Origin of the sequence: Streptomyces sp. CC0208 (assembly GCF_003443735.1) — a bacterium.
GTDB classification, from domain to species: domain Bacteria; phylum Actinomycetota; class Actinomycetes; order Streptomycetales; family Streptomycetaceae; genus Streptomyces; species Streptomyces sviceus.
On sequence record NZ_CP031969.1, the window covers coordinates 5496992 to 5521536 of the forward strand.

General features: G+C 69.6%; 28 protein-coding genes and 1 tRNA gene. 19 read left to right on the plus strand and 10 right to left on the minus strand.

Translation table 11 applies throughout. The features are described from left to right. Positions 1-290 precede the first annotated feature (290 nt). Together D1369_RS25265 and D1369_RS25270 are read left to right on the plus strand one after the other, a co-directional pair. Entirely contained in the window at positions 291-1910 is a 1620-nt protein-coding gene (locus tag D1369_RS25265; RefSeq protein ID WP_118082620.1) for an RDD family protein, read from the plus strand. An 89-nt stretch (positions 1911-1999) separates the two neighbouring features. Further along, positions 2000-2629 (plus strand): RDD family protein, encoded by a 630-nt coding sequence (locus tag D1369_RS25270; RefSeq protein WP_037900234.1) that lies wholly within the window; start codon positions 2000-2002, stop codon positions 2627-2629. A gap of 1040 nt (positions 2630-3669) precedes the next feature. Here the strand turns inward: D1369_RS25270 and D1369_RS25275 are convergent. After that, positions 3670-3930 (minus strand): hypothetical protein, encoded by a 261-nt coding sequence (locus tag D1369_RS25275; protein WP_037900231.1) that lies wholly within the window; start codon positions 3928-3930, stop codon positions 3670-3672. 337 nt (positions 3931-4267) lie between these two features. Between D1369_RS25275 and D1369_RS25280 the strand changes: the two genes are divergently transcribed. Further along, positions 4268-6619, plus strand: a complete 2352-nt coding sequence (locus D1369_RS25280) for an immune inhibitor A domain-containing protein (RefSeq protein WP_007382364.1) — start codon at positions 4268-4270, stop codon at positions 6617-6619. Between the two features lie 113 nt (positions 6620-6732). Then, positions 6733-7077 carry a hypothetical protein gene (locus D1369_RS25285; protein ID WP_007382363.1) on the plus strand — a complete coding sequence of 115 codons (345 nt, stop codon included), beginning with the start codon at positions 6733-6735 and terminating at the stop codon, positions 7075-7077. Positions 7078-7093: 16 nt separating this feature from the next. Here the strand turns inward: D1369_RS25285 and D1369_RS25290 are convergent, their stop codons facing one another. Further along, positions 7094-7681 carry an isochorismatase family protein gene (locus D1369_RS25290; RefSeq protein WP_007382362.1) on the minus strand — a complete coding sequence of 196 codons (588 nt, stop codon included), beginning with the start codon at positions 7679-7681 and terminating at the stop codon, positions 7094-7096. Between the two features lie 228 nt (positions 7682-7909). Then, complete coding sequence (locus tag D1369_RS25295; RefSeq protein ID WP_007382361.1) at positions 7910-9256, minus strand: nicotinate phosphoribosyltransferase; 1347 nt, start codon at positions 9254-9256, stop codon at positions 7910-7912. A 58-nt stretch (positions 9257-9314) separates the two neighbouring features. Between D1369_RS25295 and clpS the strand changes: the two genes are divergently transcribed. The 8 genes from clpS (at position 9315) to D1369_RS25335 (ending at position 15156) form a co-directional block, all read left to right on the plus strand. After that, positions 9315-9632 (plus strand): ATP-dependent Clp protease adapter ClpS, encoded by a 318-nt coding sequence (gene clpS, locus D1369_RS25300; RefSeq protein WP_007382360.1) that lies wholly within the window; start codon positions 9315-9317, stop codon positions 9630-9632. 41 nt (positions 9633-9673) lie between these two features. Further along, on the plus strand, positions 9674-10276 hold the full coding sequence (locus D1369_RS25305; RefSeq protein ID WP_037900226.1) for a DUF2017 domain-containing protein: 603 nt from the start codon (positions 9674-9676) through the stop codon (positions 10274-10276). A gap of 323 nt (positions 10277-10599) precedes the next feature. After that, positions 10600-12060, plus strand: a complete 1461-nt coding sequence (locus D1369_RS25310; RefSeq protein WP_007382358.1) for an amino acid permease — start codon at positions 10600-10602, stop codon at positions 12058-12060. Between the two features lie 75 nt (positions 12061-12135). After that, entirely contained in the window at positions 12136-12558 is a 423-nt protein-coding gene (locus D1369_RS25315; protein WP_007382357.1) for a M67 family metallopeptidase, read from the plus strand. Positions 12559-12598: 40 nt separating this feature from the next. Continuing rightward, complete coding sequence (locus D1369_RS25320; protein WP_037900211.1) at positions 12599-13621, plus strand: LacI family DNA-binding transcriptional regulator; 1023 nt, start codon at positions 12599-12601, stop codon at positions 13619-13621. A gap of 88 nt (positions 13622-13709) precedes the next feature. After that, positions 13710-13805, plus strand: coding sequence for a putative leader peptide (locus tag D1369_RS44790; RefSeq protein WP_020121180.1), 96 nt, complete (start codon positions 13710-13712; stop codon positions 13803-13805). Positions 13806-13920: 115 nt separating this feature from the next. Next, complete coding sequence (locus D1369_RS25330) at positions 13921-14199, plus strand: MoaD/ThiS family protein (protein ID WP_007382355.1); 279 nt, start codon at positions 13921-13923, stop codon at positions 14197-14199. Positions 14200-14205: 6 nt separating this feature from the next. Further along, positions 14206-15156, plus strand: a complete 951-nt coding sequence (locus tag D1369_RS25335; RefSeq protein WP_007382354.1) for a cysteine synthase — start codon at positions 14206-14208, stop codon at positions 15154-15156. Between the two features lie 16 nt (positions 15157-15172). On the opposite strand, the gene D1369_RS25340 is transcribed toward D1369_RS25335, so the two are convergent. Beyond that, a complete protein-coding gene (locus tag D1369_RS25340) occupies positions 15173-15625 on the minus strand; it encodes a type II toxin-antitoxin system PemK/MazF family toxin (protein WP_007382353.1) in 453 nt (150 codons plus the stop codon). 234 nt (positions 15626-15859) lie between these two features. Here D1369_RS25340 and D1369_RS25345 point away from each other — a divergent pair, with 234 nt between their 5' ends. Further along, positions 15860-16612, plus strand: coding sequence for an MBL fold metallo-hydrolase (locus D1369_RS25345; protein ID WP_007382352.1), 753 nt, complete (start codon positions 15860-15862; stop codon positions 16610-16612). Positions 16613-16683: 71 nt separating this feature from the next. Here D1369_RS25345 and D1369_RS25350 read toward each other — a convergent pair whose 3' ends face one another. Both D1369_RS25350 and D1369_RS25355 read right to left on the minus strand, forming a co-directional pair. Next, a complete protein-coding gene (locus D1369_RS25350; protein WP_118082621.1) occupies positions 16684-17937 on the minus strand; it encodes a PTS transporter subunit EIIC in 1254 nt (417 codons plus the stop codon). Positions 17938-18040: 103 nt separating this feature from the next. Further along, on the minus strand, positions 18041-19333 hold the full coding sequence (locus tag D1369_RS25355; RefSeq protein ID WP_037900206.1) for a PTS transporter subunit EIIC: 1293 nt from the start codon (positions 19331-19333) through the stop codon (positions 18041-18043). A gap of 125 nt (positions 19334-19458) precedes the next feature. Between D1369_RS25355 and D1369_RS25360 the strand changes: the two genes are divergently transcribed. The 4 genes from D1369_RS25360 to rdgB all read left to right on the plus strand — a co-directional run bounded on the left by D1369_RS25360 (position 19459) and on the right by rdgB (position 21640). Further along, on the plus strand, positions 19459-19692 hold the full coding sequence (locus D1369_RS25360) for a PTS glucose/sucrose transporter subunit IIB (protein ID WP_007382349.1): 234 nt from the start codon (positions 19459-19461) through the stop codon (positions 19690-19692). A gap of 47 nt (positions 19693-19739) precedes the next feature. Then, positions 19740-20477 carry a ribonuclease PH gene (gene rph, locus D1369_RS25365; protein WP_007382348.1) on the plus strand — a complete coding sequence of 246 codons (738 nt, stop codon included), beginning with the start codon at positions 19740-19742 and terminating at the stop codon, positions 20475-20477. A gap of 145 nt (positions 20478-20622) precedes the next feature. Continuing rightward, positions 20623-21027, plus strand: a complete 405-nt coding sequence (locus tag D1369_RS25370; protein WP_007382347.1) for a hypothetical protein — start codon at positions 20623-20625, stop codon at positions 21025-21027. A 10-nt stretch (positions 21028-21037) separates the two neighbouring features. After that, a complete protein-coding gene (rdgB, locus tag D1369_RS25375; RefSeq protein WP_007382346.1) occupies positions 21038-21640 on the plus strand; it encodes an RdgB/HAM1 family non-canonical purine NTP pyrophosphatase in 603 nt (200 codons plus the stop codon). Positions 21641-21693: 53 nt separating this feature from the next. Here the strand turns inward: rdgB and D1369_RS25380 are convergent. The 4 genes from D1369_RS25380 to bcp form a co-directional block, all read right to left on the minus strand. Then, a tRNA-Leu gene (locus tag D1369_RS25380) sits at positions 21694-21777 on the minus strand. Next, positions 21777-22451, minus strand: coding sequence for an HNH endonuclease (locus tag D1369_RS25385; protein ID WP_037900202.1), 675 nt, complete (start codon positions 22449-22451; stop codon positions 21777-21779). The genes D1369_RS25380 and D1369_RS25385 overlap by 1 nt, the downstream gene beginning before the upstream one ends. Then, a complete protein-coding gene (locus D1369_RS25390; protein ID WP_007382344.1) occupies positions 22448-23098 on the minus strand; it encodes an HNH endonuclease signature motif containing protein in 651 nt (216 codons plus the stop codon). The genes D1369_RS25385 and D1369_RS25390 overlap by 4 nt, the downstream gene beginning before the upstream one ends. Before the next feature lie 139 nt (positions 23099-23237). Continuing rightward, positions 23238-23705: a thioredoxin-dependent thiol peroxidase gene (gene bcp / locus D1369_RS25395; RefSeq protein WP_007382343.1), complete on the minus strand. Its 468-nt coding sequence runs from the start codon at positions 23703-23705 to the stop codon at positions 23238-23240. Between the two features lie 93 nt (positions 23706-23798). On the opposite strand from bcp, the gene D1369_RS25400 reads away from it, so the two are divergent. Then, entirely contained in the window at positions 23799-24128 is a 330-nt protein-coding gene (locus D1369_RS25400; RefSeq protein WP_007382342.1) for a DUF3618 domain-containing protein, read from the plus strand. 44 nt (positions 24129-24172) lie between these two features. Next, positions 24173-24523: a co-chaperone GroES gene (locus tag D1369_RS25405; RefSeq protein WP_007382341.1), complete on the plus strand. Its 351-nt coding sequence runs from the start codon at positions 24173-24175 to the stop codon at positions 24521-24523. The last annotated feature ends 22 nt before the right edge of the window (positions 24524-24545 follow it).

Consider the following 24545-nt stretch of genomic DNA (forward strand, 5'->3'; position numbering starts at 1 on the left):
TTCCTCTCTCGGCTCTCGTCCGGGTCCCGCGGTGGGCCCGTACGAGGGAGAGGGGGCAGGGGGCGGGATCATTACGCGGGTTCGGCGAACTTTTTTCCGGGCGTACGGCGGCAGGCGTCACGGCCGGCGTCACGGCCGGCCTCACGGCCGGTACGAGGGCCGGTATCACGGCCGGTGTGAGGTCGTGCTCAAAAGGGGTGGGTCCGGTGGGACTGGCGGTGGGTCTTGCGCCGGTCTGATAGATGTGGAGCCCCCTCTATTGACCCCCGAGCAGATACGGGACGACGGACATGAGCGCCCCAACCCCGGCCCCCGGTGACGACAGGCCCCGCGAGGGCTACTACCCGGACCCGTCCATTCCTGGATACGTCCGTTACTGGAACGGTGCCTCCTGGGTGCCGGGCACCAGCCGTCCCGCCCCGGCGGACGGCGAACCGCTCGCACCGCCGGCCGGCCCGGGCTCCGAGCAGGCCCCGTCGCCGGTGGAGGAGACGGGCCCGCACTTCTTCGACGAGGACCCGGCCGAGGCACCCCCGCACCCCGACACCCAGCACGGCAGCCGTCCCGAACCGGCGTCCGCGTGGGCCGCCGACCGGGCCCACCAGGGGGGCTTCGGCGGTGACCAGGACCGCCGGGTCTCGTGGGGGTCCCCGCAGGCGGCCGCGCAGGCTCAGCAGGGGGCGCCCCAGGGGGTTCCGCACCAAGGGGGTCAGCAGGGGCCGCAGGGAGCTCAGCACGGCGTACCGCGGACTCCGCAGGGCGCCGACCCGAGGGTGCCCGGTCCGGGGCGGCCCGCCGAGGGTTCCGCGCCGGTCCAGCCGGACGGGCAGGCGGCCCGTACCGACGGCACCGCGACGATCCCGCCCGCCGAGCCGGACGAGGACGGCGGCACGCGCGTCTTCCGCAGACCCACGGCCGGGTCCCAGCAGGCGGGGGCGGCCCAGCAGTCCGACGACGGCACCATGAAGTTCCGCGCGCTCTCCCCGCGCACGGCGCAGCAGGGCGCGGGGCCCGGGGCGCAGAGCGGAAGCACACCCGGACCCGCGTATGCCGGTCCCACCGCACAGGGCGGCCCGACGGCCGGCGCGCAGCCCTCCGAGGCCCCGGGCTTCGGTGCCGGCAAGGCGGCCGCCGAGCGCGCCGCGGCGGCCGGTGCCGCGGGCCCGCAGGGTCCCGCCGCCGCCGCTGCCGCGCCCCTCGCCGGCCCCCAGCAGTCCGCCCCCGTCCCCGGCCCGCAGACGGCTCCTCCGGGGGTGCCGCAGCAGGGCGTCCCCCAGCAGGCCACTCCCATGAGCGCGGGTCCCGGTGGCGGTCAGCCGTCCTGGGCCCAGCAGGTGCACCGGCTCGCCGGGCCGGACGCGGAGCAGCCCGTCCCCTGGAAGCCGCCGGTCGAGGACATCTTCCAGGCGGCCGCCCGCCGCCAGGCCTCCGCCAGGCCCGCCGGCCTCGGCAAGCGCCTGGCCGCGCGTCTCCTCGACACCCTCGTCGTGGGCGCCGTGACGGCCGTGGCCGCGGTCCCCCTCGGCACCAAGGCGGCCGACCACATCAACGAGAAGATCGACGCGGCCAAGCTGTCCGGCGAGACCGTGACGATCTGGCTGCTGGACGGCACCACGTCGGTGTACCTCGCCGTCGTGGTCGCCGTGCTCCTCGTCGCAGGCGTCCTGTACGAGGCGCTGCCCACCGCCAAGTGGGGCCGCACCCTCGGCAAGAAGCTGCTCGGCCTGGAGGTGCGGGACATCGAGGGCCACGAGCCCCCGGCGTTCGGCGCGGCTCTGCGCCGCTGGCTGGTCTACAGCGTCCCGGGCCTGCTCGGCATCGGTCTCGTGGGTGTCGCCTGGTGCCTGTTCGACCGGCCGTGGCGCCAGTGCTGGCACGACAAGGCGGCGCATACGTTCGTGGCGGGCTGAGCGGGTCCGGCGAACGGCGTAGGGGATTCGGTACTCCGGACGGCCGCTCGCCGGATGCGGAACCGGGGGGTTCGCGGTCGACTCGGGCCATGAGCAGTGAACCGCCCCCCGGCTCCGGCCAGCAGCCGCCGGATGACGACCCGTTCAGGAAACAGCCCCCGCCGGCCGAGGGCTCGGGATCGCCGTACAGCACACCGCCCCCGCCCTACGGGGACACCCCCGGCGGCGACCCGTACGGCGGCGGCTCCTACCCCACCGACCCGCTGGCCGGCATGCCGCCGCTGGCGCCCAGCGGCCGACGCACGCTGGCCCGCATCATCGACATGATCCTGGTGGCCATCGTCGTCGGGCTGGTCACCTGGGGCTTCGGGGTGAACGAGTACGACGTCAACGGCGACGACGTGCAGTACGGCAAGTCGCTCGCGCAGTCACTGCTCGCCGCGGTGCTCTACATCGCCTACGACACCATCATGATCACCCGGTCCGGGCAGACCCTCGGCAAGAAGTGGCTCGGCATGCGGGTGGCCAACCTCGACAACGGCTCCACGCCCTCCACCCAGACCACCCTGATCCGCTCAGCGGTCCTCTGGATCCCCTTCGCCTTCTGCTGCGCCTGCATCTGGACCGCCATCTCGGGCGGCTGGAGCTACTTCGACAAGCCCTACAAACAGGGCCTGCACGACAAGGCGGCGAAGACGGTGGTGGTCAGCACGGGCTGACTCCGACGGTTCGATCGTCACCCGCCCGGGAAGCGAAGGGCTCGCTGGGTCCGGAGCCAACCGGCCCGACCGGGAGCACCGAACGGTCGACGGCGGTCCCGGGCCAACGTGGTGCTGGGGCGGCGGTGTTGGAGCCCGGGGTGTCGCATTGGGCACGGGCTCGTTGGCGGTGCGGCCAGGTCGGTGGCGGCGGGGCCTGAGGCGCGTCTCCGGGACGGCCTGTGTGCCTGCGTTGGGCGCGGGCTCTTCGGCCTACGGAGGAGCGGATGGGGCGACGTGGCCGGACTCGTGACGGCGGGGCCGGAGGCGCGACCTCGGGACCGGCGCGGCGGGGCGAGCGGTCAGCAGCGCCGCGCGCACGCGACGCCCGATGCGGCGCACGTGGTGCTGGGGCGGCGGGGCCTGAGGCGCGTCTCCGGGACGGCCTGTGTGCCTGCGTTGGGCGCGGGCTCTTCGGCCTACGGAGGAGCGGATGGGGCGACGTGGCCGGACTCGCGACGGCGGGGCCGTAGGCGCGACCTCGGGGCCAGCGCCGCGGTGCTGAGCGGTCAGCAGCCGCGCGCACGCGACGCCCGACGCGGCGCACGTGGTGCTGGGGCGGCGGTGTTGCAGCCCGGGGTGCGGCATTGGGCACGGGCTCGTTGGCGGTGCGGCCAGGTCGGTGGCGGCGGGGCCTGAGGCGCGTCTCGGGGACGAGCCTGTGTGCCTGCGTTGGGCGCGGGCTCTTCGGCCTACGGAGGAGCGGATGGGGCGACGTGGCCGGACTCGTGACGGCGGGGCCGGAGGCGCGTCCCCGGGACCGGCGTGGCGGGGCGAGCGGTCAGCAGCGCCGCGCGCACGCGACGCCCGACGCGGCGCACGTGGTGCTCGGGCGTGAGCCTTGGCGCTTGTGGTCGCGCAGCGGGTGCGTGACTGCCGAGCCGTCGGCAACCGATGGCGGACGCCACGCCCGCCTCGGCGCGCACCCGGCGATGCGAAAACGACGCCCGCCCCGACGAACCCGGACCGACCCGGAGCACCCGCCTAAGCGAACGCAGTGCTCACGCGGCGGTCTTGGAGTGCGTGGCCGCGGCGGGGACGGGCTCCTCCGTGCGGCGTTCGGCGGGCCTGTTCAGCGCGACGACGCGGGACTTCGGCTGCGGCACCGTCATGGCGACCAGCAGGCCGAGGACGAGCGCCGAGACCGCGATGACCGCGGTCCCCACGGCCGAACTCGTCTGCGACAGCAGCAGCATGGCGAGCGTCGAGCAGATGACGGTGATCGAACCGTAGGCGATCTGTGCGGCGGTCGGACGAGGCATGGCAATCGTGTCCTCGGAATCGGGGGTCCACGGGGGACGTCGGCCTGGCATTCCGCCGACGTCCGGGCGTTCCGCCAATCGACTCTAATCGCCTGTGTGCCCGACTGGAACGAACAGTAAGCGTGACCTAACCAACAGTGCCGGAGCACAGGGGGCGCACGGAGTCATGACGTCCATCAAGTGGACAGTCGTGCGCGCCTGTCGTGTTGCGGGCACGTGTCCGCAATACGAACACCGGCTCCCAATAATGCACTTGTCGGGTCCAAGTCAAGATCTGTCTTTTCTCCCCAACCTTTAGTCAAATACCGGTCACTTGCCTGATAGGGGAGAGGTACAAGTGACGGACAGATCCTGGACGTTCAGGACGGCAGCAACGGTCGTGGCGATAGCCGCGGCCTCGGCCACGTTCTCCACGTTCGCCGTGGCGCAGGCCGCGGACAGCTCCGCGAAGACTTCCGCGGCCGACCGGCGCGACCCGCAGCCGGCCAAGGCCAGGGAGCACGACTTCGACGGCCCGCTGACCAAGACCCAGGAGGCGCAGCGAAAGGAGGCGCTCGACCAGGTCATATCCGGGGACGCGGCGGTCAAGAACCGAGGCGGCTCCCAGGTGGTCGAGCTCAAGAGCCGCAAGGGCGACAGCAAGTACGTCGAACTCGGCCGCGAGAAGACCGACAAGATCTTCACGATCCTCGTGGAGTTCGGCGACCAGGTCGACCCCCGCTACGGCGGCACGGCCGGCCCGCTGCACAACCAGATCGCCAAGCCGGACCGCAAGACGAACAACAGCACCGCCTGGCAGGCGGACTACAACCAGGCGCACTTCCAGGACCTGTACTTCGGCACCGGCAAGAAGACCGAGTCGCTGAAGAAGTACTACGAGAAGCAGTCCTCGGGCCGCTACTCGGTCGACGGCGAGGTCACCGACTGGGTCAAGGTCCCCTACAACGAGGCCCGTTACGGTTCCAACAAGGCCTCCACCGGCGCCTGGTACGCGGTCCAGGACGGCGTGAACGCCTGGGTCGCCGAGCGCGAGGCGGCCGGTGACACCGCCGCCGAGATCAAGACGGAGCTGGCCCAGTTCGACCAGTGGGACCGCTACGACTTCGACGGCGACGGCAACTTCAACGAGTCCGACGGCTACATCGACCACTTCCAGATCGTGCACGCCGGCGAGGACGAGTCCGCGGGCGGCGGCGCCCAGGGCGAGGACGCCATCTGGGCGCACCGCTGGTACGCCTTCGGCACCGACGCCGGCTCCACCGGCCCGGACACCAACAAGCTCGGCGGCACCCAGATCGGCGACACCGGCATCTGGGTCGGCGACTACACCATCCAGCCGGAGAACGGCGGCCTGGGCGTCTTCGCCCACGAGTACGGCCACGACCTCGGCCTGCCCGACGAGTACGACACCTCCGGCGGCGGCGAGAACTCCACCGGCTTCTGGACGCTGATGTCCTCCGGCTCCTGGCTCGGCACCGGCAAGGACTCCATCGGCGACCTGCCCGGCGACATGAACGCCTGGGACAAGCTCCAACTGGGCTGGCTCGACTACGACGTGGCCACGGCCGGCAAGCGCTCCCACCACAAGCTGGGCGTCGCGGAGTACAACACCAAGAACCCGCAGGCGCTCGTGGTCCAGCTGCCGAAGAAGACGGTCACCACCCCGGTGGTCACCCCGGCGCAGGGCGCGACCCAGTGGTGGAGCGGCAGCGGCAACGACCTGCGCAACACCCTGACCCGCCCGGTCGACCTGACCGGCAAGTCCTCGGCGGCGCTGACCCTCGACGCCTGGTGGGACACCGAGAAGGACTACGACTACGTCTACGCGGAGGTCTCCACCGACGGCGCCAACTGGACGCCGATCGACGGCACTCTGGCCGACGGTACCGCGATCCCGCGTGACGGCAGTGGCAAGCCCACCCTCACCGGCACGGTCGAGGCGTACCAGAAGCTGACCTTCCCGCTGAACGCCTACGCGGGCCAGAAGATCCAGCTGCGCTTCCGCTACCAGACCGACGGCGGGGTCGCCCAGAAGGGCTTCACGGCCGACGAGATCACGGTGACCGCCGACGGCGCGACCCTGTTCTCCGACAACGCCGAGACGGCGGACGCCGCCTGGACCGCGAACGGCTTCTCGCGCATCGGCTCCTCGATCACGGACGAGTACGCGCAGTACTACCTCGCCGAGAACCGCCAATACGTGTCGTACGACAAGGTGTTGAAGGTCGGCCCGTACAACTACGGCTTCTCGAAGACCCGTCCGGACTGGGTGGAGCACTACGCCTACCAGAACGGTCTGTTGATCTGGAAGTGGGACACCTCCCAGGCGGACGACAACACCAGCCAGCACCCGGGCGAGGGTCTGATCCTCCCGGTCGACTCCCACCCGACCGCGCTGAAGTGGTCCGACGGCACGCTGATGCGCAACCGCATCCAGGCCTACGACTCCACCTTCAGCTGGTACCCGACCGACTCGATCACGCTGCACAACGCCGACGTCGCGACGAAGATCAAGTCCAAGCCGGGCGTCCCGGTCTTCGACGACGGCACGTCGAGCTACTACGACGCGACGAACCCGCTCGCCGGTGTCAAGATCACTGACACCGACACCCGGATCAAGATCGTCAAGGAGCCCCTGGACGGCTCGACGATCACGCTCCAGGTCGGACCTTCGGCCAAGAAGAAGTAAAACCGCAGGTCAAAAGCGTATCGGCGGCAACCCCTGGCGGGTTGCCGCCGATCGTGTTTAGGTGCGTCCTGTGGCTTCCTTATTGACACCGACACCCACGGGGGTATGACCGCATGGCCGCAGGAGGTTTCTGCAAGCTGCCGAACGGCAGGGTGGTGGTGGCGCTGAACCTGCCCCGCCCGCCCGCCGACGGCTATGGCAGCGTGCGGGTACTGGTCCACGCCCACAACCGGGCGCGCGCCCTGACCAGGCTGCGCAACCTGGGGCTGCGGGCGGTGTACCTGCGCGGCAACGGCGCGCCCCCCACCCCCGACGAGATCACGGCCGTACTCCACCACCCGGACGGACTGATATGGCGTACCGCCCCTGACAACGCTGTCGCGGGCGGACCCGAGCTGGTCCAGGAGCTGTGGCATCCGATCAGGTCACTCCTGAGGAGGCCGGCGGCACCGGCCTGAGCCCGGGTGCCGCTGCCTAGACGACCGGCTTCCCGGACAGCTCCACGCCCGCCTCCCGCAGCTCCTCGATCGCCCGCTCGGTCGTCGCCTCGGCGACCCCGGCGGTGAGGTCGAGGAGGACCTGCGTGCGGAAGCCCTCCCGGGCCGCGTCCAGCGCCGTGGCCCGTACGCAGTGGTCCGTGGCGATTCCGACCACGTCCACCTCGGTCACCTCCCGCGCCCGCAGCCAGTCGCTCAGCGTCACGCCGTTCTCGTCGGCGCCCTCGAACCCGCTGTACGCCGCCGCGTACGCCCCCTTGTCGAAGACCGCGTCGATCGCCCCGGAGGCGACGGCCGGCGCGAAGTTCGGGTGGAACCCCACGCCCTCGGTCCCGGCGACGCAGTGCGCGGGCCAGGAGTGCACGAAGTCGGGGTTGTCGGCGAAGTGGCCGCCGGGCGCGATGTGGTGGTCCCGGGTGGCCACCACGTGCTGGTAGCCGGAGCCCGCCGCCTGCCCGATCAGCTCGGTGACGGCGGCGGCCACATCGGCGCCTCCGGCCACCGCGAGACTGCCTCCCTCGCAGAAGTCGTTCTGCACGTCGACGACGATCAAGGCGCGGCGCATGTGGGTGTCCTTCGACTAAGAGTGAACTTACGAGCCTAGAGACTTCGGGGACCGGGCGGGAGGGGGCATTGCGGGGCGCGTTCGGGACGACAGCCGCCGCGCCCGTCCGGCGGATCACGCCGGCGTCGCGCGGGCCGGTGCGCCGAGCTGCGGCGTTGTCGTCGGTTGCCGGATCCGCCGTGCTCGAACGACCTCGTGCGGGAGCCGGCCCGATCGGCCGGACAGACCCTAGCTACCCGTGCGCGCGTTGACATACTCCGTCGGAATGACCGGCTCCCCGCGCGAGAGCTGGGTCGCCGACAGCGGCAGGTTGGCCCGGGCGGCGGCATGCCGGTCCCGTACGACGTCCAGCGGCTCGCGGGCGACGACCTCGCCGCCCTTGACCAGCTCCACCAGCAACTGCCGGTCCGTGAGCCCCGCCGGGACGGGCCCGGTGCCCACCACCTCGGCCTCCGCGATCCCCTCCGCGTCCAGCCGCCGGGCCGCCCACTTGCGGCCGCCGACCGAGGTCTTGCCTCCGGACGACTTCTTCGCGACCGGGATCAGCGGTGCCTTCGGGTCGTCGGACTCGGCCCGCGCGACCAGCTTGTAGACCATCGAGGCGGTCGGATGCCCGGACCCGGTCACAAGCTGGGTGCCGACGCCGTACGCGTCCACCGGGGCCGCGGCCAGCGAGGCGATGGCGTACTCGTCGAGGTCGGAGGTGACGATGATCCGCGTCCCCTTGGCGCCCAGCTCGTCCAGCTGCTGCCGCACCCGGTGCGCGACCAGGAGCAGATCGCCGGAGTCGATGCGCACGGCCCCCAGCTCGGGCCCGGCGACCTCGACGGCCGTACGGACGGCCTCGGTGACGTCGTAGGTGTCGACCAGCAGGGTGGTGCCCCGGCCCAGCGAGTCCACCTGTGCCTGGAAGGCGTCCCGCTCCTGGTCGTGCAGCAGGGTGAAGGCGTGGGCGGAGGTGCCCACCGTCGGGATGCCGTAGCGGAAACCGGCCGCGAGGTCGGAGGTGGTGGCGAAGCCGCCGACGTAGGCGGCGCGGGCGGCGGCCACGGCGGACAGCTCGTGGGTGCGGCGGGCGCCCATCTCGATCAGCGGCCGGTCACCCGCGGCCGAGGACATCCGGGAGGCGGCCGCGGCTATCGCGGAGTCGTGGTTGAGGATCGACAGGATCACGGTCTCCAGGAGCACGCACTCGGCGAAGGAGCCCTCCACCCGCATGATCGGCGAGCCCGGGAAGTACACCTCGCCCTCCGGGTAGCCCCAGATGTCGCCGCCGAAGCGGTAGGAGGCGAGCCAGTCCAGGGTCTCCTCGTCGACGATGGAGCGCTCGCGCAGGAAAGTGAGGACGTTCCCGTCGAAGCGGAAGTTCTCCACCGCGTCCAGGACCCGGCCGGTGCCCGCGACGACGCCGTAGCGCCGCCCTTCCGGCAGCCGCCGGGTGAAGACCTCGAACACGCTGCGCCGCTCGGCGGTACCCGCCTTCAGGGCGGCCTGCAGCATGGTCAGCTCGTACTGGTCCGTGAAGAGCGCCGTCGAGGGAACGTCCACCGGCAGCCCAAGGTCCGCTGTGTTCATAACAACGGATGCTACCCCACTTCGCGTCAGTGTGACGATTTGTGGGACGCGTGGCAGCATGGGCCGTGTGACGTCACCCGCTCCCGTAGAGATCGAACGCACCGAGTCGGCGGAGGAGGTCTTCGCCGTACCCGAGCCGGACGTCCCCTGGGTCACGATCGTCCACAACGACCCGGTCAACCTGATGAGCTACGTGACCTACGTCTTCCAGACGTACTTCGGCTACTCGAAGGACAAGGCCACCAAACTGATGCTCGACGTCCACCACAAGGGCCGGGCGGTCGTCTCCAGCGGATCCCGCGAGGAGATGGAACGCGACGTGCAGGCCATGCACGGCTACGGTCTGTGGGCCACCCTCCAGCAGGACCGGAAATGACCCGACCCCGCCCGCAGGACCGGAAGTAGCGACAATCCCTGATGCCCGGAACCTTCGAACCGCTCCCTGGCGGCGGCGCGGCCGTCGCCCTCGATGACGTCGAGATCTCCATCATCCGGTCGCTGGCCGTCCAGCTCCTGGAGCTGATCGGTCCCGGACCCGCCGAGGACGCCTCCGACGACCCGCTCGCCGAGCTCTTCACGGACGGCCCGAGCGAGCCGCCGTCCGACCCGGTCCTCAAGCGACTCTTCCCGGACGCCTACAGCGACCCGGAGGGCACTCCCGGGGCCGAGGCGGCCGAGGAACAGCGGGCGTACTCCTCGGAGTTCCGCCGCTACACCGAGAACGACCTGCGCACCGGCAAGCGCGAGAACGCCCTCGCGGTGGTCCGCTCCCTTGACGCACTGCACTCCGGGGGCGACGGCGGGGCGGTCCTCAAGCTGTCGACGGGCGAGTCCCAGCAGTGGCTCGGCGCCCTCAACGACCTGCGGCTCGCGATCGGCTCCCGCCTCGACATCACCGACGAGGAGGACACCGACCTCCTCTACCGGCTCCCGGACGAGGACCCCCGTAAGCCGATGGTGATGGCGTACCTGTGGCTGGGCGGTCTCCAGGAGACCCTCGTGACCACCCTTATGCCGTGAGATGTGACGATTCCGTGTTCGCTCAGAGGACGCTCAAATCCGGATAACGATCATGTCACCGCACTGACGGCATTCGCGTATTCCGGGTGCCGTTTGTCCCCTTCTTCCTGTGACCTGCGCCATATCCGGCACGGGTGATCAATGCTGCGGCCGTGATAAATCTTCACGACCGCCCGGCGAACACCACCCGTATGTTCGGCCGGGTGCGCCACCGAGCCGGCAACCGCCGGCCAGGCACGACTCCATTCAATCCGGGGGGATCGAAACCCGATCCGAGGCCGACCAGAGGCCCGGTTCGGCATGGAGAAAGGCGCACCACACACATGACCTCCGCTCAGGTCGAAGACAAAGGCTCAGGCTCGGAGAAGGCCCCGAACGCGTCCGAAGCGAACGCGTCCGAAGAGGGGTACGAGCGCGGACTCGGCAGCCGCCAGGTCCAGATGATCGCGATCGGCGGCGCCATCGGCGTCGGCCTCTTCCTCAACGCCGGGGCGAACATCGCCAAGGCCGGTCCGAGCCTCATCCTGATGTACGCCGTCGCCGGCGTGATCATCTTCTTCATCATGCGGGCCCTCGGCGAGCTGCTGCTCTACCGCCCGGTCTCCGGTTCCTTCGCGGAGTACTCCCGCGAGTTCCTCGGCCCGTTCTTCGGCTACTTCACCGGCTGGACGTACTGGCTGCTGTGGGTCGTCACCGGCATGGCGGAACTCACCGCCGCCGCGATCTACGTCAACTACTGGTTCCCCGCCGTCCCCCAGTGGACGACGGCCCTGGTCTTCCTGGTCGTCCTGTTCGTGGCCAACCTGATCTCGGTGAAGCTGTTCGGCGAGATCGAGTTCTGGTTCTCGATGATCAAGGTCACCGCCCTCATCGGCATGATCGTGATCGGTCTCGGTGTCCTGACCTTCGGCTTCAGCGCGGCCGGCGACACCGCCGCGGTCTCCAACCTCTGGGCCTTCGACGGTTTCTTCCCGAAGGGCGTCGGCTCGTCCCTGATGACCCTCCAGGGCGTGATGTTCGCCTACCTCGCCGTGGAGCTGGTCGGCGTCACCGCGGGTGAGTCCGAGAACCCCGAGAAGACCCTCCCCAAGGCGATCAACACCCTGCCCTGGCGCATCGGCCTCTTCTACGTCGGAGCCCTCACCGTCATCCTGTGCGTGGTGAAGTGGACCGAGTTCGCGGCGGGCGTCAGCCCCTTCGTGAAGGCCTTCGCCGTGATCGGCATCCCGGCGGGCGCCGGAATCGTGAACTTCGTCGTCCTCACCGCGGCCCTGTCCTCCTGCAACTCCGGCATGTACTCCACGGGCCGCATGCTGCGCACCCTCGCCGACAGCGGAGAGGCCCCGCAGGCCTTCAACAAGCTCTCCGTCACCCGCACCCCGGCGCTGGCCATCACGGTCTCGGTCCTCTTCATGGGCATCGGCGTGGTGCTGAACTACGTGGTGCCGGAGAAGGCCTTCGGATACGTCGTCTCGGTCGCGACCGCGGCGGGCATCTGGACCTGGCTGATGATCCTGGTCAGTCATGTGCGCTACCGCCGCGAGGTCGTGGCGGGGCGTCTGCCCGCGTCCTCCTTCCCGGCACCGGGCGGCTCGGTCGGCAGCTGGATCGCGATCGTGTTCCTGCTCTTCGTGACCGGCCTGATCGCGTACGACGCCGACTCGCGCGTGTGTCTGTACGTGATGGCCGGATGGGCCGCCGCGCTGGGCGTCGGCTGGGTTGTCCTGAAGACCCGGAACCCGGAGATCGTGGACCGGCGTGACCCGGAGTCCGAGAAGGTCTGAAGCCAGTAAGTCCGGCATGTGGGCCGTCCTGTACCGATCCTCGGTACAGGACGGCCCTCTGCTTATCCTTTCGGCATGCTGACCATCACCCAGGCCCTCGTCGACCAGATCGTCGCGCACGCGCGCAAGGACCACCCCGACGAGGCGTGCGGAGTCGTCGCGGGCCCGGCCGGGTCGGACCGCCCCGAGCGCTTCATCCCCATGCTCAACGCCGCCATGTCGCCGACGTTCTACGAGTTCGACTCCGGCGACCTGCTCAAGCTGTACCGCGAGATGGACGACCGCGACGAGGAGCCGGTGGTCATCTACCACTCCCACACCGCGACCGAGGCCTACCCGTCCCGCACGGACATCTCCTACGCCAACGAGCCCGGCGCCCACTACGTCCTCGTCTCCACCGCCGACACCGACGGTCTCGGCGACTTCCAGTTCCGCTCCTACCGGATCGTCGACGGCGAGGTCACCGAGGAGGACGTGAAGATCGTCGCGGCGTACTAGGCTCGCGGGTACGGACCGACTTCCCGTACTGGAGAAGGTGTTGACACCGCACACGCACGGACGACGGCCCACCCTGGAGGATGTCGCACGACGTTCGGGGGTGTCGAGGTCCACGGTGTCACGGGTGATCAACGACGAGCCGAGAGTGAGCGCGGAGGTCGTCGAACAGGTCCGCCGGGTCATCGCCGAACTCGGCTACGTGCCCAACCAGGCCGCCCGCCAACTCGTCACCCGCCGCACCGGCGCCGTCGCCGTGGTCGCCAGTCAGCCGCAGAACCGGCTCTTCCTCGACCCGTTCTTCGACTGCCTGCTGCGCGGAGTACGCCGCGAACTCGCCGAGCACGGCGCCCAGGCCGTCCTGCTGTTCCTGGACGAACCCGACGACCACACCCGCGTCGCCGACTACCTCGGCGGCGGCCATGTCGACGGCGCCGTGCTGTTCTCCCTGCGCCCCGGCGACCGGCTCCACGAGATGGCCGACCGGCTCGACATCCCGGTCGTCTTCGGCGGCCGCCCCCTGCCGCGCGACGGCGACACCGTGCGCCCCCACGCCTACGTCGACGGCGACAACCGCGGGGGAGCCCGGCAGGCCGTCCAGCACCTCGTCTCCCTGGGGCGCACGCGGATCGCGACCGTCACCGGGCCCCACGACCAGGAGGACTCCGCCGCCGAACGGCTCGCCGGCTACCGGGACGTCCTCCCGGACGCACCGCCCGAGCTGACCGAGCGCGCCGACTACACCGAGCAGGGCGGCGCCGACGCCATGGCCGCCCTCCTCGACCGGGACCCCGGCCTGGACGCCGTCTTCGTCGCCTCCGACCTCATGGCCGCGGGCGCGCTGCGTACCCTGCGCGAGCGCGGCCGCCGGGTCCCCGAGGACGTGGCGGTCATCGGCTTCGACGACCTGACCGAGATCAGCGAGGCGACGGACCCGCGGCTGACCACGGTGCACCAGGACGTGGAGCGGATGGGGCGGCTCATGGCCCGCCTCCTCTTCGACCGACCCGCACAGCCGCCCTCGGTGGTCGTACCGACCCGACTGGTGGTCAGAGCCTCCGCCTGAGCTGCCGCATCTCAGCGGGCGGGCCGATTCCGTCCGCATGGTGGGATCACATTCCGGGACCCGGACCGGGAATCGATACGATGACCCCATGGTTTCTTACGACGTGAGCGAGAAGACGCCGGGCACCCTGCTCGTGGCGCGGCTGCACGTCGACCTGTGCAGGCTCGCCAGCGCCATCTGTTGACGCTGCCCCTGCCGCCGTTAGGCCGTGAGCCGCGGCGCCTCACACACGCACGACCCGCTGTTCCAGCGCTGCCGCGCGCCACCGACCAGACACCATCCGACAGGAGCCCTGAGCCATGGCCATCGAGGTCCGCATCCCGACCATCCTCCGCACCTACACCGACGGCCAGAAGGCGGTGGAGGGCAACGGGAACACCCTCGCCGAGCTCTTCGCCGACCTCGAGACCCGGCATGCGGGCGTCCAGGCCCGCATCGTGGACGGCGGCGAGCTGCGCCGCTTCGTCAACGTCTACCTGAACGACGAGGACGTCCGCTTCCTCGACGGCATCAACACCAAGCTCACCGACGGCGACAACGTCACGATCCTGCCGGCCGTCGCCGGCGGCATGGCCTGATCGTCGATGCGCTACGACTCCCCGCTGGCCGCGGTGGGCAACACCCCTCTGGTGCGCCTGCCGCGGCTCTCGCCGTCCGCCGACGTACGCATCTGGGCGAAGCTGGAGGACCGCAACCCGACCGGCTCGGTCAAGGACCGCCCCGCCCTGCACATGATCGAGCAGGCGGAGAAGGACGGCCGCCTGACCCCGGGCTGCACCATCCTGGAGCCCACCTCCGGCAACACCGGCATCTCCCTGGCCATGGCGGCCAAGCTCAAGGGCTACCGCATGGTCTGCGTGATGCCCGAGAACACCTCCCAGGAGCGCCGCGACCTGCTCGGGATGTGGGGGGCCGAGATCATCCCGTCCCCCGCCGCGGGCGGCTCCAACACCGCCGTACGGGTCGCCAAGGAGCTCTCCGCCGAGCACCCCGACTGGGTGATGCTCTACCAGTACGGCAACCCCGACAACGCCGGCGCCCACTACGCGACCACCGGCCCGGAGATCCTCGCCGACCTCCCCTCGATCACCCACTTCGTCGCGGGCCTCGGCACCACCGGCACCCTGATGGGCGTAGGCCGCTACCTGCGTGAGAACAAGCCGGACGTGAAGATCGTCGCCGCCGAGCCGCGCTACGACGACCTGGTGTACGGGCTCAGGAACCTGGACGAGGGCTTCGTACCGGAGCTGTACGACGCCTCGGTGCTGACCACCCGCTTCTCCGTCGGCTCCGCCGACGCGGTCACCCGCACCCGCGAGCTCCTCCAGCAGGAGGGCATCTTCGCGGGCGTCTCCACCGGCGCCGCCCTGCACGCGGCGATCGGCGTCGGCAGCAAGGCGCTGAAGGCGGGGGAGTCCGCCGACATCGTGTTCGTCGTGGCCGACGGCGGCTGGAAGTACCTCTCGACGGGCGTCTACACCGCCGCGACCACGGAGGAAGCGATCGAGACGCTGCAGGGCCAGCTCTGGGCGTGAGGTTCCGCGCCTCGCCCTACGTCGCCAGGTGACGGACCTGATCCCACAGGACCGGGTCCACCACCCCCGCCTTGCGCCGGAAGTCCCCCACCGGCACCTCCCGCAGCTCGTCCGTCTCCAGGAAGCTCGCGCGCCCCTGAGCGTCGCCCACCGAGCCCGGAGGCAGTGGGATCACCCCGGCCCGCTCGTCGTGGTACTTGCTGGTGATCTTCGCGACGGTCGCGCGCCGGCCGCGCACCGACAGCACGAGACACGGCCGGTCCTTGGCTCCCGGCCCGTCCTCGTACGGCACCACCGCCCACCAGATCTCGGCGGGCCGCGGCCGCCCGCCCGTCGTACGCCCGGACGGCCGAGTCGTACGGTCCGCGCGGCCCCGGGGCCGGTGCCCCCGCCCCCACCCGTCCACGAGCGTGGCGACCAGCGCGAGCAGTATCACCGCGGCGAGCGCGAGCCACCAGGACGTGTCCATGAGGACGACGTTACCGGCGCGCGATCTGCCCCGCGCGCCCTCTGCGGAACCCGTGACCCCTCTCTCACTCCCCACACGCCCCTGGTCCAGCCGAACCGGTGACAGCACAGGTGAGTTCGCCCACAACAGCCCTTGGCGGAGGAGCGACCGGAGGTTTTGCGCCTTACGCTCGACGGACCGCACGACCCCCGTCTCTTTCCCAGAAAAGTTCCCGCCAGCGGAGGTTTCTTTTTTATGAAGCTCACCGTCGTCGGCTGCTCGGGGTCGTTCCCGTCCGCGGAATCGGCCTGCTCGAGCTACCTCGTCGAGGCCGACGGCTTCCGGCTGCTTCTCGACATGGGCAACGGTGCCCTTGGCGAGCTGCAGCGCCACTGCGGTCTCTACGACCTCGACGCGATCTTCCTCAGCCATCTGCACGCCGACCACTGCATCGACATGTGCGCGTACTTCGTCGCGCGCTACTACCGCCACGACGGCGGCCGCTGCGACCCCATCCCGGTCTACGGCCCCGAAGGCACCGAACACCGTCTGACCACGGCCTACGCCGACACCCCCACCGCCTCCTCCATGAGCGAGGTCTTCGACTTCCACACGGTCAAGCCGTCCACCTTCGACATCGGCCCGTTCACGGTCCACACGGAACGAGTGGCGCACCCGGTGGAGGCGTACGGCATCCGCGTCGAGCACGGCGGGAAGTCCCTGACGTACTCCGGCGACACGGGTCTGAGCCCCGCCCTGACCGAACTCGCCCGCGACACCGACCTGTTCCTGTGCGAGGCCGCCTTCACGCACGGCAAGGAGAACATCCCCGACCTGCACCTCAACGGCCGCGAGGCGGGTGAGACCGCGACCCGGGCAGGCGCCCGCCGCCTGGTCCTCACCCACATCCCCCCGTGGACCGACCCCCAGGTCAACCTCGCCGACGCGCGCGCGGTCTTCGACGGCACGGTGTCCCTGGCGACGCCGAGGCAGTCGTACGAGATCTAGCCCCTACGACATGGCGAAGGCCCCCGGAGCGGTTCAGGGCTCCGGGGGCCTTCGCGTGCGTCAGCGGGTTCTCACGCCTTCGTGAGGTCCTCGATCTCCTCATCGGGCTCGCGGCCCGGGGTGGGGAGGTTGAACTTGACGATGGCGAAGCGGAAGACGGCGTAGTAGATGGCGCCGAAGACCAGGCCGATCGGGATGATCAGCCAGGGCTTCGTGGCCAGGTTCCAGTTCAGCCCGTAGTCGATGACGCCCGCGGAGAAGGTGAAGCCCGCGTGGACTCCCAGCGCCCAGGTCACCGCCATGGAGACGGCGGTCAGGACCGCGTGGATCGCGTAGAGCACCGGCGCGATGAACATGAACGAGAACTCGATCGGCTCGGTCACACCCGTCACGAAGGAGGTCAGCGCGAGCGAGATCATCATGCCCATCACGGCCTTGCGGCGCTCGGGGCGGGCGGAGTGGGCGATCGCGATCGCGGCGGCCGGCAGACCGAACATCATGATCGGGAAGAAGCCCGCCATGAACTGGCCGGCCGTCGGGTCACCGGCGAAGAAGCGGGTCAGGTCACCGTGCACGACGGCGCCCGTGGCGTCCTTGAAGTCGCCGATCTGGAACCAGGCGACGGAGTTCACGAACTGGTGCATGCCGATGGGGATCAGGGCGCGGTTGATCAGACCGAACAGCCCCGCACCGAAGGCGCCGAGGCCGGTCATCCACTCGCCGAAGTTGGAGATGACCTCACCGATCGGCTCCCAGACCAGACCGAAGAAGACGCCCATGAGGGTACCGACGAAGGCCATGATGATCGGCACCAGGCGGCGGCCGTTGAAGAAGCCGAGCCAGTCCACCAGCTTGGTGCGGTGGAAGCGCTGCCACAGCACGGCGGACAGCAGACCCATGATGATGCCGCCGAGGACACCGGGGTTGTTGTAGGTCGCGGCTATGTCCGCACCGGCCTGGACCTTCGCCTCGGTCACCGGGAAGGCCTTCAGCACGTTGCTGTAGACCAGGAAGCCGACCACGGCGGCCAGCGCGGTGGAGCCGTCGGACTTCTTGGCGAAGCCGATGGCGACACCGATACAGAACAGCAGCGGCAGGTTGTCGAAGATCGCGCCACCGGCGGTGGCGAACACGGACGCGACCTTGTCCCAGCCGAAGCCGTCCTTGCCGAACACATCGGGCTGGCCGAACCGGAGCAGGATCCCCGCCGCCGGCAACACGGCGATCGGGAGCTGCAGGCTTCGGCCGACCTTCTGCAGGCCTTGGATAAGACCGGCTCCCCGCTTCTTGGCGGGGGCCGCCGTTGTCTCGGTGGCGGTGCTCATGACGCTTCCTCCATCGGGTGGTGGTCTACACCACTCAGTGGTGTAGACCTGTTGTACACGATGGGGGCGTTATAAGGAACCCGTCAGTTCTGCAACCGGAGGACTACACCTGGGTGACGTCCTCGACCTCCTCCTCGGGCTCCCGGCCCGGCGTCTTGAGGTCGAACTTCGTGATCGCGAACCGGAAGATCACGTAGTAGAGGACCGCGAAACACAGGCCGATCGGCACGATCGCCCACGGTCTCGTCGCGAGGTTCCAGTTGATGACGTAGTCGATGAGACCGGCCGAGAAGCTGAAACCGTCATGCACCCCCAGCCCCCACGTCACCGCCATCGACACCCCCGTCAACACCGCGTGCACCACGTACAGCAGCGGCGCGACGAACAGGAACGAGTACTCGATCGGCTCGGTGATCCCCGTCACGAAGGACGTCAGGGCCACGGAGAGCATCAGGCCGCCGATCTCCTTGCGCCGCCCCGGCCTTGCACAGTGCGTGATCGCCAGCGCCGCCGCCGGCAGCGCGAACATCATGATCGGGAAGAACCCCGAGGTGAACTGCCCCGCGTTCGGATCCCCCGCCAGGAACATGTTGATGTCGCCGTGCACCTCGGTGCCGTCCGGCTTGGTGTACGTCCCGAACTGGAACCAGATGGGCACGTTCAGGAACTGGTGCAGCCCGATCACCAGCAACGCCCGGTTCGCCACACCGAACAGCCCCGAACCCCACGCCCCCGCGCCCTTCAGCCAGTCGCTGAAGCTCTCGAGACCGTCACCGATCGGCGGCCACACCCACAGGCACAGCGCGGCGAACACGATCGCCACGAACGCCATGATGATCGGCACCAACCGCCGCCCGTTGAAGAACCCGAGCCAGTCCACCAGCTTCGTGCGGTGGTACCGCTGCCAGAAGAACGCCGTCAGCAGCCCCATCACGATGCCGCCGAACACCCCCGGATTCTGGTAGGTGAACGCCACCACCGTCTGGTCCACCGTCGCCTGGCACCCGATGCCCTGCACAGCCTTCGCCCCGCTCGGACAGTCCTCCGGGAACTGCCTCAACACCGAGTAGTAGACGAGGAATCCGGCCACCGCCGCCAGCGCCGTCGACCCGTCCGACTTCTTCGCCATCCCGATGGCCACACCCACACAGAACAGCAACGGCAGCCCCAGCTGACCGTCGAGCAGGGCCCCACCCGCACCCGCCATCACCTTGGAGACGTTCGTCCAGCCAAGACCGTCGTCCCCGAACACGTCCGGCTGTCCGAGCCGGTTGAGGATGCCCGCGGCCGGCAGCACGGCGATGGGCAGCTGAAGACTGCGGCCCATCTTCTGCAACCCCTGGAACGCCGACTGCCACCGCCGGCGCGCGGGTGAGATCTCCGTCTCTGAACTCATCAGTTGGCGACCGCCTGTCGGGTGGTGTAGACCAGTCACGGACGATGGTTGCTGTGACGTCATCTTTCGGTACGTACAGCGCAATCGCCCGCGAAGTTGGGCCACCTGTGCAGGAGGAGAACGACATGGCCACCAAGGCAGAGAAGATCGTCGCCGGACTCGGCGGCATCGGCAACATCGACGAGATCGAGGGCTGCATCACGCGCCTGCGCACCGAGGTCCACGACGCGGCCCTAGTCGACGAAGCCGCCCTCAAGGCCGCCGGCGCCCACGGCGTCGTCAAGATGGGCACCGCCATCCAGGTCGTCATCGGCACCGACGCCGACCCGATCGCCGCCGAGATCGAGGACATGATGTGAGCTGAGCGCGCCGAAAGCCCACCCGGGAGGCCGATAGGCTCGACGCCATGTCTCGAATCGACGGCCGCACCCCCGAACAACTCCGCCCGGTCACCATCGAACGCGGCTGGAGCAAGCACGCCGAGGGCTCCGTCCTCGTCTCCTTCGGCGACACCAAGGTCTTCTGCACCGCCTCCGTCACCGAAGGAGTCCCCCGCTGGCGCAAGGGCAGCGGCGAGGGCTGGGTGACCGCCGAGTACTCCATGCTGCCCCGCGCCACCAACACCCGCGGCGACCGCGAGTCCGTCCGCGGCAAGATCGGCGGCCGCACGCACGAGATCAGCCGCCTCATCGGCCGCTCCCTGCGCGCGGTCATCGACTACAAGGCGCTCGGCGAGAACACCATCGTCCTCGACTGCGACGTCCTCCAGGCCGATGGCGGCACCCGCACCGCCGCCATCACCGGCGCCTACGTTGCCCTCGCCGACGCCGTCGCCTGGGCCCAGGGCAAGAAACTGATCAAGGCCGGCCGCCGCCCGCTGACCGGAACCGTGTCCGCCGTCTCGGTGGGCATCGTGGGAGGGGTGCCCTTGCTGGACCTCTGCTACGAGGAGGACGTCCGCGCCGAGACCGACATGAACGTCGTCTGCACCGGCGACGGCCGCTTCGTCGAGGTCCAGGGCACCGCCGAGGCCGAGCCCTTCGCCCGCGACGAGCTCAACTCCCTCCTCGACCTCGCGGTCCTGGGCTGCTCGGAACTCACCGTCCTGCAGAGCAAGGCGCTCGATACGGTCCTCGAAAGGTAAAGGGACCGCCAAGAACGGTGGCCGGCGCGCGCAACCCGACCCGCCGTCCCAGCGTCTTCGGGAGTACGGGCGCCCGCTGTGCACAAGGGGCGCCCGGCCAGTCAACGGGGGCCTCCCGAGGCCTGCCACAGGGAGGAACAGATCCATGGCCGCGAGCCGACGCCGCCGAAGTCGCCCTATCACCATCGCCGCCGCGGTGGCCGCCGTAGCGCTCACGGCCGGCCTCACCACCGGCTGCGACGCCGTCAGCAAGGCCCTGGACTGCGTCCAGACCGCCGAGGCCGTCGCCGACAGCGTCACCGACCTCCAGCAGGCCGTGGAGAACGCGTCGAACGACCCCACCCAGATCGACGAGGCCCTCGCCGCCATCGACCAGAACCTCGACGAGATCGGCGACAAGACCGACAACGCCGACGTCAACCAGGCGGTCGACCACCTCAACTCCGCCGTGTCCAACGTCCGTACGGCGGTCAAGAACGGCGACGAGACCCCCGACCTGAGCCCCGTCACCGACGCGGCCGGCGAACTGACCAAGGTCTGCACGCCGTAATACTGGTGGCATGACCCGCCTGATCCTCGCCACCCGCAACGCCGGCAAAATCACCGAGCTCCACGCGATCCTCGCCGACGCAGGTCTGCCCTTCGACCTCGTCGGCGCGGACGCGTACCCCGAGATCCCCGACGTCAAGGAAACCGGCGTCACCTTCGCCGAGAACGCCCTCCTGAAGGCCCACGCCCTGGCCCAGGCCACGGGGTTGCCGGCGGTCGCCGACGACTCGGGGCTCTGCGTGGACGTCCTGAACGGCGCTCCCGGCATCTTCTCGGCCCGCTGGTCGGGACGCCACGGAGACGACAAGGCCAACCTGGAACTGCTCCTGGCCCAGCTCTCGGACATCGCCGACGAACACCGAGGCGCCCACTTCGCCTGCGCGGCGGCACTCGCCCTGCCGGACGGCACGGAGCGGGTCGTCGAGGGCCGGCTGCGGGGCGTCCTGCGTCACACCCCGGTAGGCACGAACGGCTTCGGCTACGACCCGATCCTCCAGCCGGAGGGCGAGACACGGACGTGCGCCGAACTGAGCGCCGAGGAGAAGAACGCGATCAGCCACCGGGGGCAGGCGTTCCGGGCGCTGGTGCCGGTGGTGCGGGAGTTGTTGGGCTGAGGTAGAAGCGGACACGGCCTGCGCATCGATGCTCGATTCGCAGGCCGTTTAGGTGCGGCGGAAGGGATTCGAACCCTCAAGCCCGATCAAGGGCCACAGGACCTAAACCTGCTGCGTCGCCGTTGCGCCACCGCCGCTAGCCGCCTGCCATCGTACCGGGAGCCGCTCGCCGCTTTCCGCCTCCCCTGCACCAGGTGCTGGTGATCGCGTGGCAGTTGGGGCACAGCAGGCGCAGATTCTCGCGCCGGTCATCGCTCCAGTCTCCATTGATGTGATCGATCTCCAGGGTCATGGGCCTGCCGAACCACTCGGGTCCGACACCGCACCGTGCGCACTTCTCGGGTACTCCGACTTCGTTCAGGGCGCGGCGTAGGAGCTTTGTCGCCGTTCGGTGTCCGTTCTCGTGCTGAACCAGCACCTCGTCATGGGGCTTGGCGTTCGGGGCCGGTCTTCCCCGCTGGTGCGCCTGGCCCAAGAAGTGTGCCGTCGTGAGGTGATCGTCGGCGATCCATTCACGCAGCTTCCGTCTCTGCGCACCATTGTCCGCGCGGTCCAAGTGGCGCAGTACCTCTGCCAGCGAAGTCGACTCGGCAACTGCCGTCCGTAGTTCGTCGGGGGTGGGCCGGGCGGATCTGCCGCACGGGCGGAAGTGCGAGATGTCGATGTCGAAGTGGGCGAATCGCTTTGTGAGGTACTTGCGCAGATAGCCATATGGCCGGGTGCCGAAGAAGGCGATGACCTGGTCGAGGTCGGAACACCGGGCTGCCGCCTCGGTCAGCCGCTCGCGGGTGTAGTGCGTACCGCTGGTCATGCGGCGCGCCCCTTCCCGCGACCCCGGTAACTGTCCGTTGTCGAGTGGCAGTTGGGACACAGCAGCCGCAGGTTTCCGATGCGATTGTTCCGCCAGTTACCGTCGATGTGGTCGACCTCCAGCGGGAGCGGCTCCCCGAGCCACACGCCCTCGATCCCACATAGGGCGCATCGCTCATCCACCCCCTCCTCGCGCATCGCTCGCTTCAGGCGGCTGCTCGGTACCCGTCGGGCATCGGCCGAGGTGTCCTCGACGAGGATCTCCTGGGCGGTCCGGCGTCGCTGGTTGTACCGCTGCCGCTCCGTACGAACCACCAGCGAGAAGTGGGAGGTGTCGATGCCGTGTGCCTTGATGCGGCGCGAGATGTTCGTGTGGTGGCCGCCGACCATCCCCAGCCCGAGCCGCCGTAGGACCTCGTTGACGCTTGTCGACACGGCGACCACTGGTTCCAGGACTTCTCTTGTCCACTTGACGCCCTCCCGCTCGAAGTGCGAGACGTCCACTCCCAGCTTCTTCATCCGCTCGTGCACATACCGGCGCTTCCAGCTCTTGGGATCCACCCCCAACCTTTCGCAAGCCTCCGACAACGTCCGAGCCCCCCGAGCCGCCTCCTCCATCCGCTCCTTGGTGTACGCACTGGCCCCCACCGAACCCCCTCCGTCCCCGACCGCATGTTCGCGACCTCGTACGGAGTAACGAACCGCTTATCGGACAGTCACGCCCGAAACGTAAAGCGGCTCGCCCCGGGTGTTCCGGTGCGAGCCGTTCGGCAGGGGGACGTGGGGCTCAGATACCCAGGTCCTTGATGATCTTCGCCACATGGCCCGTCGCCCGGACGTTGTACAGGGCCCGTTCGACCTTGCCCTCCTCGTCCACGATGATCGTGGAGCGGATGACGCCCATGTAGGTCTTGCCGTAGTTCTTCTTCTCGCCGTAGGCGCCGTAGGCCTCGGTGACGGTCTTGTCCGGGTCGGCGAGGAGGGTGACCTTGAGGGATTCCTCCTCGCGGAACTTCGCCAGCTTCTCCGGGGCGTCCGGGGAGATGCCGATGACGTCGTAGCCCGCGCCGGCCAGCACCTCCAGGTTGTCGGTGAAGTCGCAGGCCTGCTTCGTGCAGCCGGGGGTCAGGGCGGCCGGGTAGAAGTAGACGATGACCTTGCGGCCCTTGTGGGCGGAGAGGGACACGTCGTGGCCGTCGGCGTCGGGGAGGGTGAAGGCGGGGGCCACGTCCCCGGGCTGGAGTCGCTCGCTCATTGGGTCAGCCTAACCGGGGGTCCTGACAGTGCGGGCGCGGGCGGAACTGACAGACTGTCCAGGACAAGTAGCAGCGACCCCGGAGGCTCTACCGTGGCGGACACGTCGGACATCAGAACCCCGGCGCAGATCGAGGCGGACATCAAGCGCCGCCGCGAGGTGCTGGCAGACACGCTCGACGAGATCGGGGTGCGGGTGCACCCGAAGACGATCGTCGGCGACGCCAAGGCCAAAGTCGTCTCCAACATCGACCACACGCTCGGGCGGGCGTACGTCTCCGTCAACAAGGCGGTCACGGACGTGAAGGCCCAGTTCGTGGACGAGGAGGGCGCTCCTCGCCTGGAGCGTGTCCTGCCCGTCGCTCTCGTCGCCGTGGGACTCGTGGGGCTGCTCGCCCTGGGAACCCGGCGCCGCAAGGGCTGACCCGGCCGCGTACACGGGCGTCGAGGACAGGTAGGTTCAGTGGCGTGAGCGCCAAGAGAAACGACACCCCGCAGGACAAGCTGCCCATCCGGATGCTGCACGACCGCGTACTCGTGCGGCAGGAGAACGGTGAGGGCGAGCGGAGGTCGGGAGGCGGCATCCTCATTCCCGCCACCGCGGCCGTCGGACGCCGGCTGGCCTGGGCCGAGGTCGTCGCCGTGGGGCAGAACGTACGGACCGTGGAGCCGGGTGACCGGGTGCTGTACGACCCGGAGGACCGGGCCGAGGTCGAGGTGCGCGGGACCGGTTACGTCCTCATGCGTGAGCGTGATCTGCACGCCGTGGCGGCCGACCGGTTCGAGGGCTCCGAGGACTCGACGGGCCTGTACCTGTAGGCAGCGGTCCGAAAGGGGCCGG